The sequence below is a fragment of the Streptomyces sp. NPDC102259 genome, assembly GCF_044766465.1.
Classification (GTDB): Bacteria; Actinomycetota; Actinomycetes; order Streptomycetales; family Streptomycetaceae; genus Streptomyces.
The window spans coordinates 606,037-620,063 of the sequence record NZ_JBIWMA010000003.1 but is presented as its reverse complement, the minus strand read 5'-3'; the positions used below and the strand labels follow the sequence as shown (position 1 = coordinate 620,063).

The window sequence follows — 14,027 nt, the reverse complement described above, 5'->3', positions numbered from 1 at the left end:
TTCCTCATGCCGCCCCGAAGGCCTCCCGGTGGTCCCGCGCCCATGCGCGGTACGTTCGCGCGGGACGCCCCAGCAGTTCCCGCACGTCCTCGGTGACGACGGCGTTCCCGCCTCGGCGGACGTACGCGGAACCCCTCGCGACCCCGTCCGCGACGGCCTCGTCCTGCCCCTGGCCGAGGAGGTGCTCGCGCACCTCGTCCGGGGCGAGGTCGTGTGTCGTCACCGGCCGGCCGAGGACATCGGCGAGGACGGCGGCCTGGCCGGGCACGCTGATCGCCTCGGGTCCGGTCAGCGTGTACGTCCGCCCCGCCCACCGCTCGTCGAGGAGCACCGCGGCCGCCGCCTCGGACACGTCCCGCGGGTCGACGACGCCCTGGAGCCCGTCGCCGCTCAGGTTCGGCACCGGCTCGTCGGCGCCGATCGGCTGCGCCCAGGCGAGCGTGTTCGAGGCGAAGGAGGAGGGCCGAAGCACCACCCACTGCGCCCCGCTCTCCCGGACGGCCCGCTCACCGGCGACATGCCACTCCCCTCCCGGGCCCACCGCGGGATCCCCGGTGCCGATCGCGGACAGCTTGACCAGCCGTCCCACGCCCGTGGCCCGCGCCGCCGCCACCAGCGCGCCGTCGTGCTGCACGGACGGCCCGGGCAGACCCACCAGGAAGGCCGCCGTCACTCCGGACATCGCCGCCTCCAGGGAGGACCGGTCGAGGTAGTCCCCACGTGCCACCTCGACCCCCGAAGGCACCCTCGACCTCGCCGGGTCGCGGGTCAGCGCACGCACCTTCTCTCCGCGCGCGGCCAGGTGTCGTACGAGTTCGCTGCCGATGGTGCCCGTGGCACCGGTCACGAGAATCATGTGGACCACGCTGCCGTCCGCCCTCGCCGCGTCTCTAGGAAATTCCGGCACGCTTCGGCCGCCCGGGGGCCCCGGGACGCGCCTACCGTGGAGGCGTGACGAACACCAACGCGGATCCGGCAGATCCGCCGTACCCGTCCCCGTCCCCATCGCCTCCCCCGTCCCCGCCCCCGCCCGAGCGGGCCGTGCCCGTCCCCTCCGCGCTGCGCCCCTGGTTCACCGGCATCGGGGCGGTCACGGTCGACGGCCCCTTAGACGACGCCTTCGCGCAAGTACCGGACACGGACACGAAGGTGGTCGTCCGGGAGGAGAGGAACGGGCGGCGCGACACCCTGCTGGTGGGCCCGCGCACCCGTGCCTCGTACCACACGGACCTGCACAAGCGGTCGGTGTCCTGTGTCCAACTGCGCCTGGAACCAGGGGCGGTGGGGCCGCTGTTCGGTGTGGCGGCGGTGGACCTCGTCGGCCGGGCGGTCCCGCTGGGCGACCTGCCGGCCGGGACGGCTCGGCGGCTCGCCCGCGAGCTGACCGGGGTCGAGCGGGACGGGATCACGGCACGTCTGGCGGACCTGCTCCCGCCCGCCGGGGACGGCCCGCGCGAGCGGCTGCTGCGGGCCGCCGTCGACGCCCTGTCGACCCGCCCGTACCGGACCCCCGCCCCCGTACGCGAAGTGGCCCGCGAACTCGCCGTCAGCGAACGCCAGTTGCGCAACCTGTTCGCCGACGGCGTGGGCGTCTCCCCCAAGCACTACGCCCGTATCGACCGGCTGCGCCACCTCCTCACGCACGCGGCATCCGCCCCCTGGGCCGAGCTCGCCGCCGCCACCGGCTACTACGACCAGTCGCACATGACGGCCGACTTCCGCACCCTGATGGGTGTCCCGCCACGGGCGTTCTTCACCGTGCGGCTGCCCCGGGCCACCCCCTGCCAGGCGCTCCGGCAGCGGTGAATTCGGATGCGGAGAGCCGCGCGGGCCTGCGATGCTCCGGTCCCATGTCCGTACGACGCGTGAAACCCAGCCTCTACATTTCCGTCGACGTCGAGGCGGACGGCCCGATCCCGGGACCGTACTCGTTGCTGAGCCTGGGTGCGGCGGTCGCGGGACGGCAGGACGCCGACGGGTTCACCGCGACCGACCCCACCCGGCACACCTTCTACCGTGAACTACGGCCGATCAGCGACGAGTTCGTCCCCGAGGCGCTGGCCGTGAGCGGACTCGATCGGAAGCGCCTGGCCAAGGAGGGGCTCGAACCCGCCCTGGCGCTGGCCCAGTTCACCGGGTGGGTGCGCGAGGTGAGCGCCGACGCCCAGCCGGTGATGTGCGGCTACCCGGCGTCGTACGACTGGACGTTCCTGTACTGGTACCTGATCCGCTTCACCGGGGAGAGTCCCTTCGGGCACTCCGGTTGCCTCGACATGAAGACGCTGTACGCCACCAAGGCCGGGCTGCCGCTGCGGGCGGTGGCGAAGCGGACGATGCCGGCGCACCTGCTGTCCAGGCGCCCTCACACGCACCATGCGCTGGACGACGCCGTCGAACAGGCCGAGTTGCTCGCGAACCTCATGGCGTGGCCGGGGCCCGGTTCGTCCCGGTGAGTTCCTCCCCCGCCTCCATCGGGTGGGTCACGTCGGCCGCGTTCCGCCCCTGGCCGATGTGGTTGAACACCAGGTTGAGCAGGACGGCGGTCAGGCAGCCCGTGGAGATGCCCGAGTCCAGGACGATCTTCGCCGTCTCCGGGAAGGCGTGGTAGAACTCCGGCGCGGTGATCGGGATGATGCCGACGGCGAGCGAGACGGCGACGATCAGGACGTTGTTGTCCTTCTCCAGGCCGGCCCGGACCAGGGTCTGGATGCCGCTGGCGGCGACCGACCCGAACAGGACGACGCCGGCTCCGCCGAGCACCGGGCGGGGTACGACGGCGATGAGCGAGGCGGCCACCGGGCACAGGCCCATCAGGACGAGGAAACCGCCGCCGGTGGCGACGACATAGCGGCTGCGGATCCTCGTCATCGCGACCAGACCGATGTTCTGGGCGAAGGCGCTGCACATGAAGCCGTTGAAGACGGGGCTGAGCGCCGAGCCCAGGGTGTCGGCGCGCAGACCTGCCGCGATAGTCCGCTCGTCCGCCGGACGTTCGACGATCTCCCCCAACGCCAGCATGTCCGCGGTGGATTCGGTCATCGAGACGACCATCACCACGCACATCGACAGGATCGCCGCGAGCTGGAACTGCGGGGCGCCGAAGTGGAACGGGGTGGGGAAGCCGATGACGTCCGCCTCGGCCACCGGGCCGAAGTCCGTGACGCCGAAGGGGATCGCGACGAGCGTGCCGGCGAGCAGCCCCAGCAGCACGGCGATCTGCTTGACGAAGCCGCGTGTGAAGCGGCGCAGGAGCAGCACGATCAGGAGCGTCGCCGCGGCAAGGCCCAGGTTCGTCGTCGAACCGTAGTCGTGCGCCGCGGGGTCGGGTCCCTGCGCCCAGCCGAAGGCGACGGGGAGGAGGGAGACGCCGATCAGGGTGATGACCGTCCCCGTGACGACCGGTGGGAAGAAGCGGACCGCCTTGCAGAAGGCGGGCGCGGCCAGGAAGCCCAGCAGGCCGGCGACGATCACCGCGCCGAAGATGACGGGCAGGGCGTCCCGCTTGTCGTCGGTGGAGGCCACGATCGCCGTCATCGGGGCGACCCCGGCGAAGGTGACGCCGTTGACGAAGGGAAGGCGGGCGCCGATCTTCCAGACGCCCAGCGTCTGGAGGAAGGTGGCGAGGCCTGCCGTGAACAGACAGGCGCCGGTGAGGAAGGTGAGTTCGGTGCCGGTGAGGCCTACGGCCGCACCGACGATCAGGGGCGGGGCGACGACTCCCGCGTACATGGCGGCCACGTGCTGGAGGCCGCTCGTCGCCATTCTCAGGGCGGGGAGTTTCTCGTCGACGGGGTGGTCGACTGCATGCGGGGACACGGCGGCTCTCCTCCGGTCGGGTACGCGTCGGCTCTGACGCGGGTGTCAGGGAGGTGGTGCGGCGGTGCTGGAGGTACCTGAAGCCGGAGGCACCTGGAAGCGGGGGGTTTCTGGAAGCGGGGGTGTCTGGAAGCGGGGGTACCTGCAACCGGGGTACCCGGAGACGGGAACGGCGGGGGAACCGTTTCCCGGGGCACGCGCGGACGCGCGCGCCCCGGCCACGGCTACCGGTCGAGGGCCGTCCCCCTCGACCGGAGTTCAGTGCCCGCGGGGACCGGGTCCCTCACGGGGCGGGGGTGTTCAGCCCTGGGCGGCGATACGCGCCAGCCGCTGCGCTTCCTCCCGCGTCGAGCGGGCGATCGCGTCCTCGTCGGCGTGCAACAGGCGTCCGTGTTCCACGATCTGACGGCCGTTCACGAAGGAGGCGGTGACGGGGGCGGCCGCGCCGAGGACCAGCGCGGTCACCGGGTCGGCGATGGAGGCGTGGGCGAGGGTGTCCAGCTTCCACAGCACCAGGTCGGCCAGCTTGCCGGGCTCCAGGGAGCCGATCTGCGTGGCGCGGCCCAGGACCTGGGCGCCGCCGTACGTGCCGAGACGCAGCGCCTGACGGGCGTTCAGGGCGGCCTCGCGATGGGCGCCGAGGCGGTTGATGAGCAGGGCGTTGCGCAGCTCGGTGTGGAGCTCGCCTGACTCGTTGGAGGCCGTGCCGTCGACGCCGAGGCCGACCGGGACGCCGGCCTTCAGCATGTCGGGGACCCGGGCGATGCCCGCCGCCAGCCGGGCGTTGGACGACGGGCAGTGGGCGACGCCCGTCCCGGTCCGGGCGAAGGCGTCGATGTCGGAGTCGTTCATGTGGACGCAGTGCGCCATCCACACGTCCTCGCCGAGCCAGCCGGTGGACTCGAAGTAGTCGGTCGGGCCCATGCCGAACAGCTCGTGGCAGAACTTCTCCTCCTCGACCGTCTCCGAGCCGTGGGTGTGCAGGCGCACACCGAGCCGGCGGGCCGACTCGGCTCCCTGGCGCATCAGTTCGGTGGAGACGGAGAAGGGCGAACAGGGAGCGACGGCGACCTGGGTCATCGCGTCGAAGGAGGCGTCATGGTGCTGCCGGACGGTCTCCTCGGTGGCGGCGAGGGCGCCCTCCAGGGTCTCGACGGCGAAGTCCGGCGGCAGGCCGCCGTCCTTCTCGCTGCGGTCCATGGAGCCGCGGGCGAGCGTGAAGCGGACGCCCATGTCACGGGCGGCGCCGATGATCGCGCCGGACAGGTCGCCGGAGCCCTTGGGGAAGACGTAGTGGTGGTCCATGGCGGTGGTGACGCCGCCGCGGGCCATCATCGCGAGGGAGCCCTGGGCGGCCGCGCGGACCATCGGCTCGTCGATGCGCGCCCAGGTGGGGTAGAGGGCGACGAGCCAGTCGAAGAGGTTGTGGTCGGTCGCCAGGCCCCGGGTGATCCACTGGTAGAAGTGGTGGTGGGTGTTGACCAGGCCCGGGGTGACCAGGTGCCCGGTGGCGTCGATGCGGCGCTCGACGTTCTCCAGGCCGTCCGGGGCCCTGCCCGCGCCGAGCGACTCGATCCGGTTGCCGACGAGGACGACGTGACCGTTCGCGTACTCGGTGTCCTGGGCGTCGACGGTCGCGATCGAACAGTTCTCGATGACGGTGCGCCGGTCTGCTGCCATGGTTTCGTCCTTTTCACTCAGTGGACTCTGGTGGAGAGGGCACGGCAGGACCCTGGGAGTTTGAGTGCCGTGGCCGGTGAGGCGCGGGCTCGCCGGCCACGGGTGCCGAAAAGGGGGCGGTTCGAAAGGGGGCGGTTCAGAGGTTGGTGAGGTCCACCGGGATCTTCGCCTCGCAGCCGTCCCGCAGAACGGTCGCCTCGATCAGGCCGTAGGGACGGTCGGCGGCGAAGTAGACGGCTCCGTCGGCGGTGTCGTTCTTCAGTCCGAACGGCTTCAGGTCCACCAGGAAGTGGTGCTTGTTGGGGAGCGAGAAGCGGACCTCGTCGATCTCGTCGCGGTGGTCGATGATCCGCGCGCCCATGGCGTACAGGGTCTGCTGCAGGGAGAGGGAGTACGTCTGCGCGAAGGCCAGCAGCAGGTGCTTCTTGACCTGGGCGTACGACTCCTCCCAGTCCGGCGCCTGCTGGGCGTCGTCGGACCAGTTGAAGCGCCAGCGGCTGGACACCTCGGTCGCCAGGACGCGGTCGTGCGCCTCGGGCAGGGTCGTGTACTGGTCCTTGACGTAGCCCCAGAACTCGGAGTTCGTCGAGTTCATGACGGTCAGGTCCTTGAGCCCGGAGACGACCTCCCAGGAGGAGCCGTCGTAGGTGATCTGGGCGAGGCGGGTCTCCTGGCCCTGGCGGACGAAGGAGTGTTCGTCCTCGCCGGGCGTCTCGATCCGCTCCCAGGCGTACTCCTCGATCCGGATTTGCGCGGTCCTGATCGGTTCCTGCGAGGTCACGAAGTGGCGGGCGAGGTGGATGCCGAACTGCTCGGCGGACTCGATGCCGTGCTCCTTGGCGAACGCGTACACCGTGTTCTTGGTGGTGTCCGTCGGCAGGACGTTGGCGTTCGAGCCGGAGTAGTGGACCTCGTCCATGTCGCCGCTCAGCGACACGGACACGTTGAGGTCCTTGATGTGGTGCGTGGCGCCGTCCCGCGTGATCTTCACGACTCGGTTCTCGGCCTTGCCGTACTGGTTCTGTCCCAGGAACACAGGGCGGGCCGGGTGGGAATGGTCAGTCATCTAGCTAGCTCCCTCGGTAAACGGAGTAGCCGAACGGGTTGAGCAGCAGCGGTACGTGGTAGTGCTCGCCCGGCTCGACGGCGAACGTGATCGCCACCTCCGGGAAGAACACCCGGGTGGCACCGCTGTCCCGATTCGCGGGGGCGTCCTGCTGCGCATCGGCTTGCTTGTTCTCGGATCGCTTCTTCTCGGATCGCTCGAAATACGCCTCCACGGCGAAGTCGAGCCGTACATGGGTGGTCCCCTCCGGCAGCGCCGGCAGGTCCTTGCAGCGGCCGTCCGCGTCGGTCGCGGAACCCCCGAGCGCCCGCCAGTCCGCCCCCTGCCCGTGCTGGGCGTCCAGGCCCGAACGGGCGGAGAGGTGGACGCCGACTCCCGCGGCGGGTCGGCCGACGGAGGTGTCCAGGATGTGGGTGGACACCGATGCGGTGCCGCTGGTGCTCATGGGGTGTGTCAGTCCTCTTCGACGAGTCGGGCGAGGCGGATACGGTTGATCTTCCCCAGTTCGACGCGGACGATCTCCCGTTCCTGCTCCGGCGCGTTGCCGATCCGCTCCTTGAGCGCGTCGCGCATCTGCTCGCCGGTACGGCCGGTGGCGCAGATCAGGAAGACATGGCCGAACTTCTCCTGGTAGGCCAGGTTCAGTTCGAGCATCTCGGCCTTGAGGTCCTCGGAGGCCCCGGCCATACCGCGCTGTTCGCGGGCCGAGGTCGGGTCGCCGGGCTTCGGGCGGCCGATCGGCGGATGCCCGGCCATCGCCTCCGCCAGGTCCGTGGCGGTCAGGTCGGCCATGGCGGCGTCGGAGGCGGCGTACAGGTCGGCGACGGTGGCGTAGGGGCGGGCCGCGAGCAGTCGGGTGGCCCACGCCGTGGAGGCGCACGCCTCGTGGAGCGCGGCGCGGGCCGCGGACTCCTCGAGGTCGTTGAACCGGGCCGGGCCCGGGGGTGGGGAAGTCGAAGTCACGGGAGCCTCCGTGGCCGCGAGACGGCCTTCGTGCTTGAGCGGGCTGCGGCCAGCTAACGCCTGTCCGCGACACCACGTCAACACTTTGTTGAAAATTCCGGGTAACGAAACCCGCCGGCCCCTCCACCGCCCCGGAGCCTCCCCCGGGGACGGCACTCAGGCCTCTTTCTCCCGGTTGAGATAGTTGTAGACCGTGAAGCGGCTCACCCCGAGCGCGCTCGCCACGGTCTCCACGCCGTGCCGTACGGAGAAGGCGCCGCGCGCCTCGAGTATCCGTACGACCTCCTGTTTGGCCTTGCGGTCCAGGTCGGCGAGCGGTCTGCCCTTCCTGCGCTCCATGGCGGCCAGGATGTGATCGAGGGAGTCGGCGAGCTGGGGCAGGCGTACCGCGACGGCGTCGACTCCCTCCCAGGCCAGGACGACGTCGTCGACACCGGCCTCGTCCGGCGGGAGCATCTCCCCGCCCATCGCGTCGACCAGCGGCTTCACGGCCGCGATGAAGGCCTCGTCGCCGGCGGCGCTCACACGCCCTCCCCGACGACGTCGCCCTCCGCGGCCCGGTCCGCGTCCCCGATGACGTTGACCTGGAGCGAGATGCGGGTGGCGCCCGCGCCGAGGGACTTGCGCAGCAGGGTGTCCACGGCGGCGAGCACGGCGTCGGCGGCACCCTCCGCGGTGTTGCCGAACGGCCCGACGTCCACCGTGTCCAGGTCGGCCGCCTCGATCACCTCACGGGCGACCAGCGCGTGCGCGGGCGCCTCGTCGAGGTCGAAGGGCTCGGTGGTGAACTCCACTTTCAGTCGCATCGCGCCCCACACCTCTCTCAACGGGACCGGACCGTCGGCGCCCGGACCCCGACCCTAACGGACCGGACGGACGATCACGCGGGAGTCGGGATTCCACCTCGGCCGGGCTCCGACGCTCCCCCATCCCCTTGACAAGCCGCCCGACCGAACGGCAATCTTCCAACAAGCAGAAAATAACTTCCGCAATACGGAAACACTCGACACGGAAGGGAGCGCGGAACCCCTATGGGATTCGAAGACCGGCGCTTCAACGTCAACCTGTCGATCCTCTTCACGGAACTCCCGCTCCTGGAGCGCCCCGCGGCCGCCGCCGCGGCCGGCTTCACCGCGGTCGAGCTGTGGTGGCCCTGGATCGACTCCCCCACCCCCGAGCCGTCCGAGCTGGACGCCCTGAGGAAGGCGATCGAGGACGCGGGCGTGCGGCTCACGGGCCTCAACTTCTACGCCGGCCGGCTCCCGGGCCCCGACCGTGGCGCCCTGTCGCTGCCCGGCGAGGAGTCGGAGCGGTTCCGCGCCAACATCGACGTGGCCGCCGGCTTCGCGCAGTCGCTGGGCTGCGGCGCGCTCAACGCGCTGTACGGCAACCGCCTCGACGGCGTGGACCCGGCCGAGCAGGACGCGCTCGCGCTGGAGAACCTGGCCCTCGCGGCCCGGGCCGCACACCGGATCGGCGCGATCCTGCTGGTCGAGGCGCTGAACCGGCCCGAGTCGCCCCGCTACCCGCTGGTCAGCGCACCGGCCGCGATCGGCATCGTCGACAAGGTCAACGAGGCGACGGGGCTCGGCAACGCGAAGTTCCTGATGGACCTGTACCACCTGTCCATGAACGGCGAGGACCTGCCGTCGGTGATCGAGCGGTACGCGTCGAGGACCGGCCATGTGCAGATCGCCGACAACCCGGGCCGAGGCGCGCCGGGCACCGGTTCGCTGCCCCTCGAGGACCTCCTCGACCGGCTGCGGAAGGCCGGATACGACGGCTGGGTCGGCCTCGAGTACAAGCCGGGCGACCGTCCGAGCGCCGAGGCCTTCGACTGGCTGCCCCGCTGATCCCCCGTACCGAGAGGCACCCCCGATGAGCAACGCACTTCCCGCGGTTCCCGCACTTCCCAAGATCGCCTGGATCGGCCTCGGCATCATGGGCTCGCCCATGTCCGAGAACCTCGTCAAGGCGGGCTACGACGTCACCGGCTTCACCCTGGAGCAGGACAAGCTGGACCGGCTGACCGCCGCCGGCGGCAGCGCCGCGGGGTCCATCGCCGAGGCCGTCCGTGACGCCGACGTCGTGATCACGATGGTGCCCGCCTCCCCGCAGGTCGAGGCCATCGCCTACGGCCCCGAGGGCATCCTGGAGAACGCGCGGTCCGGGGCGCTCCTGATCGACATGTCCTCGATCACCCCGCAGACCTCGATCGACCTGGCACGGGCGGCGAAGGACCGGGGCATCCGGGTGCTCGACGCCCCGGTGTCCGGCGGTGAGGCCGGCGCCGTCGAGGCCGTGCTGTCCATCATGGTGGGCGGCGAGCAGGCCGACTTCGACGAGGCGGAACCCCTTTTCGAGGCGCTCGGCAGGACCATCGTGCTGTGCGGTCCGCACGGCTCGGGCCAGACCGTGAAGGCCGCCAACCAGCTGATCGTCGCCGTGAACATCCAGGCGTGCGCCGAGGCCGTGGTCTTCCTGGAGAAGTCGGGCGTGGACCTGAAGGCGGCGCTGGACGTCCTGGGCGGCGGCCTCGCCGGCTCCACCGTGCTGGCCCGCAAGAAGGACAACTTCCTCACCCGCGACTTCAAGCCGGGCTTCCGCATCGACCTGCACCACAAGGACATGGGCATCGTCACGGACGCCGCCCGCAACGTCGGCGCGGCCCTGCCCGTCGGCGCGGTGGTCGCCCAGCTGGTCGCGAGCCTGCGCGCGCAGGGCGACGGCGGGCTGGACCACTCGGCCCTGCTGCGGGCCGTGGAGCGCCTGTCGGGCGCGCGACTCTGAGACTTCCGGGCGGCGCCGTCGCTGACATCTGTCCTGTCGCGCCCAGGCGGCGACGCCGTCCGGAAACCGCTGAACCGCTTTCAGCAACCGGTTGTCGTCGGTGCGCACCACCCCGGCGACAACCGAACACCAGGCTCGCGTACGGGATCTGACGGTAGGTCATGATGCCGTGCGCGCGGCCCGCGGACGTACCGTGCGACCCGGATGAGGGGTGGTCGCCGGGTACGGGCGCGGGCAGGGCGAGGACCGCGGCGGCGTGCGAGCCAGTGCGGTGGTGAAGGAACGGGGCCCGCTTCTCGACCTGAGGGAAGCCCGCTCCCGGCTCCGTCGCAACCCGCCGCGGTCCCTGCCCCCACCTCGACCCCACCCCGCACCTCGCCACCCCGCCTCACCCGCCTCACCCCGCCCCCTCCCGAGAGCTCCGTCCGGCGGCGCGAACGTCCTGTCGCGCCCAGCCTCGCGCCGTCGGACGGCCACCCCTGCCACAGCGCTCCCCCGTCAGCAGGACCGACGAGGGAGCGCTGCGCGTTGCCCTACGGATAGCGCGGCGGTCTGGATATGAATACGAATATGAATGATTCACCGCAATATCCGCACATCGTGGTCCACCCTCCGGCGCTGGACGGTTCCCGGCGGGTCACCTCGGGTGATGCCGTGCTCGGGGTCGCCTCCCATCTCGACGACGTCGTCGAGATCCTGCGCCTGGCCGACCTGGACCGGATCGAGGTGGAGGAGAGCGACCTCATCGAGTGGCAGGGCGGCGGGCCCGACGACTGGCCGGGACTGTCGGAGGAGCACGGGGAGTAGACCGGGCGCGCCAACCTCAAATCAACCTCTGAACTCTGTTCAACAGGCTTCAACCACCCCCGGGGAAGGGCACATTGTGGTCACGCGGGGCCCGCCGACACGGGGGCGGCGGGCCTCGTTCCGGGGGTGGGGACATGAACGGCGCTGGATCGGTCCGACTGAAGCCGTACGAGGTCGCACTGCTGCGGGGCGGTCCGCGGGCGGCGGGCGGCGGTCACGGTGGCCGCGCTCGCCCTTCAACTGAGGGGCCTGGTCGACGCGGGCCGACAGGGGAGGATCCGCGCGACGGGAACGGCGGGGGCGACGGGAACGGCGCGGGTAGCGGGGGCAGCGGGGGCGACGCCGGCCGAGGAGCCGGGAGACGGTCGGCCCACCCTGGATGCCCTGGCCGCCCTGCCTGCCCTGGCCGCCTTGCCCGAGGTGGTGTACGCGGCGCTGCAACGGCCCGCGAGCATCGCGGAGTTGCAGGCCCGGCCGGATGTGCGGGGGGCGCTGTCCGGGCTGCGGGTCCAGCTGGTGGCGGCCGGGATGCTGCGCTCCCTTCCGCCGCGCCGGACCCGCACGGCTCGACGCGCGCTGCGCGCCCTGCGGGAGGGGCATCCCCTGCCGGCCGGCAGGAAGGGGCTGGCGACGGACGACATCCTGATGGCGGTGGCCCTGTACGGCGAGTCCGCCCTGAGTGTGTTGGCGGCGCGCTTCGCCCTCCGGGCAGGTCTGATCGCCCGGGCCGAGGTGGCGGACAAGGGGTTCCACCGGCGCTCGCCGCGGGGCGGCGGCACAGGCGGCGGGATGTACTCCTGCGGGGGCGGAGGCGGGGGCGGCGGCTCGGACTGAGCCTCCTCGCCCTCCAGAAACGGGCTCAGAAAACGCCTACGGGACGTACTACGCACGGCAACTTTCGGAAAGCGCATTCGGAAAAGGGCGGCCCATCCCCCGGATGGGCCGCCCTTCGCGACGGCGAGCCTCGCCGGACCCCCAGCGTCAGCCTTTCGGCGTCAGACCTTCGCCACCAGCCCTTCGGCGTCAGACCTTCGGCGTCAGCCGTTCAGCCTCAGACCTTCAGCGTCCTGATCGATGTCGGCGCGTGCCCCGGCTCGGTGGCGAGTTCCTCGAACTCCACCACGTTGCCGATGTCGTTGGTGCCGCTCATCGAGATGTTGGTGACGCGCTCCAGGATCGCCTCCACGACGACCGGCACCTGGAACTCGGCGGCCAGCTTCTTGGCCTGCTCGAAGGCGGCCGCCAACTCCGCGGGGTCCGTCACCCGGATCGCCTTGCAGCCGAGGCCCTCGGCCACCTTGACGTGATCGACGCCGTACACGCCCAGCTCGGGCGAGTTGATGTTCTCGAACTCCAGATTGACCTGGAAGTCGATGTCGAACGCCCGCTGCGCCTGCCGGATCAGCCCCAGATAGGAGTTGTTGACGAGGACGTGGACGTACGGGATCTTGTGCTGCGCCCCGACCGCCAACTCCTCGATCATGAACTGGAAATCGTAGTCCCCGGAGAGGGCGACGACCTGCGCCTCCGGGTCGGCCTTCGCCACGCCCAGCGCCGCCGGGATCGTCCAGCCCAGGGGCCCCGCCTGGCCGCAGTTGATCCAGTGGCGTGGCCGGTAGACGTGCAGCATCTGGGCGCCGGCGATCTGCGAGAGGCCGATGGTGGTGACGTACCGGGTCTCCGGGCCGAAGGCCTTGTTCATCTCCTCGTAGACGCGCTGCGGTTTGATCGGGACGTCGTCGAAGTGGGTACGGCGCTGGAGGGTCGCCTTCTTCTCCTGCGCGGCGGCCGCCCACGCGGAACGGTCGGGAAGCGTGCCCGCCGCCCTCGACTCCCTCGCCGCCTCGACGAAGAGCTCCAGAGCCGCCTTCGCGTCCGAGGCGATCCCGTAGTCCGGAGCGAAGATCCTGCCGATCTGGGTGGGCTCGACGTCGACGTGGACGAAGGTGCGGCCGGCCGTGTAGACGTCGACGCGGCCGGTGTGACGGTTGGCCCAACGGTTGCCGATACCGAGGACGAAGTCGGACTCCAGGAACGTCGCGTTGCCATAGCGGTGCGAGGTCTGCAGGCCGACCATGCCGGCGTTCAGCTCGTGGTCGTCGGGGATCGCGCCCCAGCCCATCAGTGTCGGGATGACCGGAGTACCCGTCAACTCAGCGAATTCCAGCAGGAGTTCCGTGGCATCGGCCGTGATGACACCGCCGCCCGCGACGATCAGCGGCCGCTCTGACGCGTTCAGCATGGAGAGCGCCTTCGCGATCTGCACACGGGTCGCGGCCGGCTTGTAGACGGGCAGCGGCTCGTACGTGTCCACGTCGAACTCGATCTCCGTCTGCTGGACGTCGACCGGCAGGTCGATCAGGACCGGACCCGGCCTGCCGGAGCGCATGAGATGGAAGGCCTGCTGGAAGACGCCGGGGACCTGGGCCGCCTCCAGGACGGTGACCGCCATCTTGGTCACCGGCTTGGCGATGGAGGCGATGTCGACGGCCTGGAAGTCCTCCTTGTGGATCACGGCGGTCGGGGCCTGGCCCGTGATGCACAGGATCGGGACGGAGTCGCCGATGGCGGAGTAGAGCCCGGTGATCATGTCGGTGCCGGCCGGGCCGGAGGTGCCGACGCAGACACCGATGTTCCCCGGACGGGTACGGGTGTAGCCCTCGGCCATGTGCGAGGCGCCCTCGACGTGACGGGCGAGGGTGTGGTTGATGCCACCGGAGGCCTCGAGCGCCGCGTAGAAGGGGTTGATCGCCGCGCCGGGGACACCGAACGCGCTGGTGACGCCCTCGCGCTTGAGGATCTCGACTGCCGCGCGGGCAGCGGTCATACGAGCCATGGGCTACTCCTGCTTCGACTGCTTCAGCTGCTTCAGCTGTCGGATTCGCTCTCCCGTCGCGCCCCGCGG

Annotated in this window: 15 protein-coding genes; 6 read left to right on the top strand and 9 right to left on the bottom strand. The window is 71.0% G+C overall.

The annotated features are described in order from the left end of the window. Positions 1-4: 4 nt before the first annotated feature. Positions 5-865 (bottom strand): NAD(P)H-binding protein, encoded by an 861-nt coding sequence (locus ACIRPU_RS11410; protein ID WP_403864870.1) that lies wholly within the window; start codon positions 863-865, stop codon positions 5-7. Between the two features lie 86 nt (positions 866-951). On the opposite strand from ACIRPU_RS11410, the gene ACIRPU_RS11405 reads away from it, so the two are divergent. Together ACIRPU_RS11405 and ACIRPU_RS11400 are read left to right on the top strand one after the other, a co-directional pair. Further along, positions 952-1,806: a helix-turn-helix domain-containing protein gene (locus ACIRPU_RS11405; protein ID WP_403864867.1), complete on the top strand. Its 855-nt coding sequence runs from the start codon at positions 952-954 to the stop codon at positions 1,804-1,806. A gap of 44 nt (positions 1,807-1,850) precedes the next feature. Then, positions 1,851-2,453, top strand: coding sequence for an exonuclease (locus ACIRPU_RS11400; protein ID WP_403864864.1), 603 nt, complete (start codon positions 1,851-1,853; stop codon positions 2,451-2,453). On the opposite strand, the gene ACIRPU_RS11395 is transcribed toward ACIRPU_RS11400, so the two are convergent. The 7 genes from ACIRPU_RS11395 to ACIRPU_RS11365 all read right to left on the bottom strand — a co-directional run bounded on the left by ACIRPU_RS11395 (position 2,419) and on the right by ACIRPU_RS11365 (position 8,331). Then, positions 2,419-3,762 carry a nucleobase:cation symporter-2 family protein gene (locus tag ACIRPU_RS11395; RefSeq protein ID WP_403865087.1) on the bottom strand — a complete coding sequence of 448 codons (1,344 nt, stop codon included), beginning with the start codon at positions 3,760-3,762 and terminating at the stop codon, positions 2,419-2,421. The genes ACIRPU_RS11400 and ACIRPU_RS11395 overlap by 35 nt on opposite strands. Positions 3,763-4,116: 354 nt before the next feature. Next, the gene (locus tag ACIRPU_RS11390) at positions 4,117-5,496 is read right to left on the bottom strand and encodes an 8-oxoguanine deaminase (RefSeq protein WP_403864861.1); all 1,380 of its coding nucleotides are present in this window, start codon (positions 5,494-5,496) and stop codon (positions 4,117-4,119) included. Positions 5,497-5,632: 136 nt separating this feature from the next. Next, positions 5,633-6,562: a factor-independent urate hydroxylase gene (gene pucL, locus ACIRPU_RS11385; RefSeq protein WP_403864858.1), complete on the bottom strand. Its 930-nt coding sequence runs from the start codon at positions 6,560-6,562 to the stop codon at positions 5,633-5,635. 4 nt (positions 6,563-6,566) lie between these two features. Then, positions 6,567-7,007, bottom strand: coding sequence for a hydroxyisourate hydrolase (uraH, locus tag ACIRPU_RS11380; RefSeq protein WP_403864855.1), 441 nt, complete (start codon positions 7,005-7,007; stop codon positions 6,567-6,569). Positions 7,008-7,015: 8 nt separating this feature from the next. Further along, a complete protein-coding gene (gene uraD / locus ACIRPU_RS11375) occupies positions 7,016-7,525 on the bottom strand; it encodes a 2-oxo-4-hydroxy-4-carboxy-5-ureidoimidazoline decarboxylase (RefSeq protein WP_403864852.1) in 510 nt (169 codons plus the stop codon). Between the two features lie 156 nt (positions 7,526-7,681). Further along, the gene (locus ACIRPU_RS11370; RefSeq protein WP_384116718.1) at positions 7,682-8,050 is read right to left on the bottom strand and encodes a helix-turn-helix domain-containing protein; all 369 of its coding nucleotides are present in this window, start codon (positions 8,048-8,050) and stop codon (positions 7,682-7,684) included. Further along, positions 8,047-8,331, bottom strand: coding sequence for a hypothetical protein (locus tag ACIRPU_RS11365; protein WP_403864848.1), 285 nt, complete (start codon positions 8,329-8,331; stop codon positions 8,047-8,049). The genes ACIRPU_RS11370 and ACIRPU_RS11365 overlap by 4 nt, the downstream gene beginning before the upstream one ends. Positions 8,332-8,556: 225 nt before the next feature. Between ACIRPU_RS11365 and ACIRPU_RS11360 the strand changes: the two genes are divergently transcribed. From ACIRPU_RS11360 to ACIRPU_RS11345, 4 genes are all read left to right on the top strand, one after another. After that, positions 8,557-9,378 carry a TIM barrel protein gene (locus tag ACIRPU_RS11360; RefSeq protein ID WP_403864845.1) on the top strand — a complete coding sequence of 274 codons (822 nt, stop codon included), beginning with the start codon at positions 8,557-8,559 and terminating at the stop codon, positions 9,376-9,378. Positions 9,379-9,403: 25 nt separating this feature from the next. Next, on the top strand, positions 9,404-10,315 hold the full coding sequence (locus ACIRPU_RS11355) for a 2-hydroxy-3-oxopropionate reductase (protein WP_403864842.1): 912 nt from the start codon (positions 9,404-9,406) through the stop codon (positions 10,313-10,315). A 570-nt stretch (positions 10,316-10,885) separates the two neighbouring features. Further along, a complete protein-coding gene (locus ACIRPU_RS11350; protein ID WP_403864840.1) occupies positions 10,886-11,122 on the top strand; it encodes a hypothetical protein in 237 nt (78 codons plus the stop codon). A 411-nt stretch (positions 11,123-11,533) separates the two neighbouring features. Next, positions 11,534-11,956, top strand: a complete 423-nt coding sequence (locus ACIRPU_RS11345; RefSeq protein WP_403864838.1) for a hypothetical protein — start codon at positions 11,534-11,536, stop codon at positions 11,954-11,956. Positions 11,957-12,173: 217 nt separating this feature from the next. Here the strand turns inward: ACIRPU_RS11345 and gcl are convergent, their stop codons facing one another. Beyond that, positions 12,174-13,958, bottom strand: coding sequence for a glyoxylate carboligase (gcl, locus tag ACIRPU_RS11340; protein ID WP_403864836.1), 1,785 nt, complete (start codon positions 13,956-13,958; stop codon positions 12,174-12,176). Positions 13,959-14,027 lie beyond the last annotated feature (69 nt).

Excerpts from the sequence above, each read along its gene's own strand:
- ACIRPU_RS11365 (WP_403864848.1), bottom strand. The coding sequence starts at position 8,331 with ATGCGACTGAAAGTGGAGTTCACCACCGAGCCCTTCGACCTCGACGAG.
- ACIRPU_RS11360 (WP_403864845.1), top strand. The coding sequence starts at position 8,557 with ATGGGATTCGAAGACCGGCGCTTCAACGTCAACCTGTCGATCCTCTTC.
- pucL (WP_403864858.1), bottom strand. The coding sequence starts at position 6,562 with ATGACTGACCATTCCCACCCGGCCCGCCCTGTGTTCCTGGGACAGAAC.
- ACIRPU_RS11390 (WP_403864861.1), bottom strand. The coding sequence starts at position 5,496 with ATGGCAGCAGACCGGCGCACCGTCATCGAGAACTGTTCGATCGCGACC.
- uraH (WP_403864855.1), bottom strand. The coding sequence starts at position 7,007 with ATGAGCACCAGCGGCACCGCATCGGTGTCCACCCACATCCTGGACACC.
- ACIRPU_RS11395 (WP_403865087.1), bottom strand. The coding sequence starts at position 3,762 with ATGGCGACGAGCGGCCTCCAGCACGTGGCCGCCATGTACGCGGGAGTC.
- ACIRPU_RS11355 (WP_403864842.1), top strand. The coding sequence starts at position 9,404 with ATGAGCAACGCACTTCCCGCGGTTCCCGCACTTCCCAAGATCGCCTGG.
- ACIRPU_RS11400 (WP_403864864.1), top strand. The coding sequence starts at position 1,851 with ATGTCCGTACGACGCGTGAAACCCAGCCTCTACATTTCCGTCGACGTC.
- gcl (WP_403864836.1), bottom strand. The coding sequence starts at position 13,958 with ATGGCTCGTATGACCGCTGCCCGCGCGGCAGTCGAGATCCTCAAGCGC.
- ACIRPU_RS11350 (WP_403864840.1), top strand. The coding sequence starts at position 10,886 with ATGAATGATTCACCGCAATATCCGCACATCGTGGTCCACCCTCCGGCG.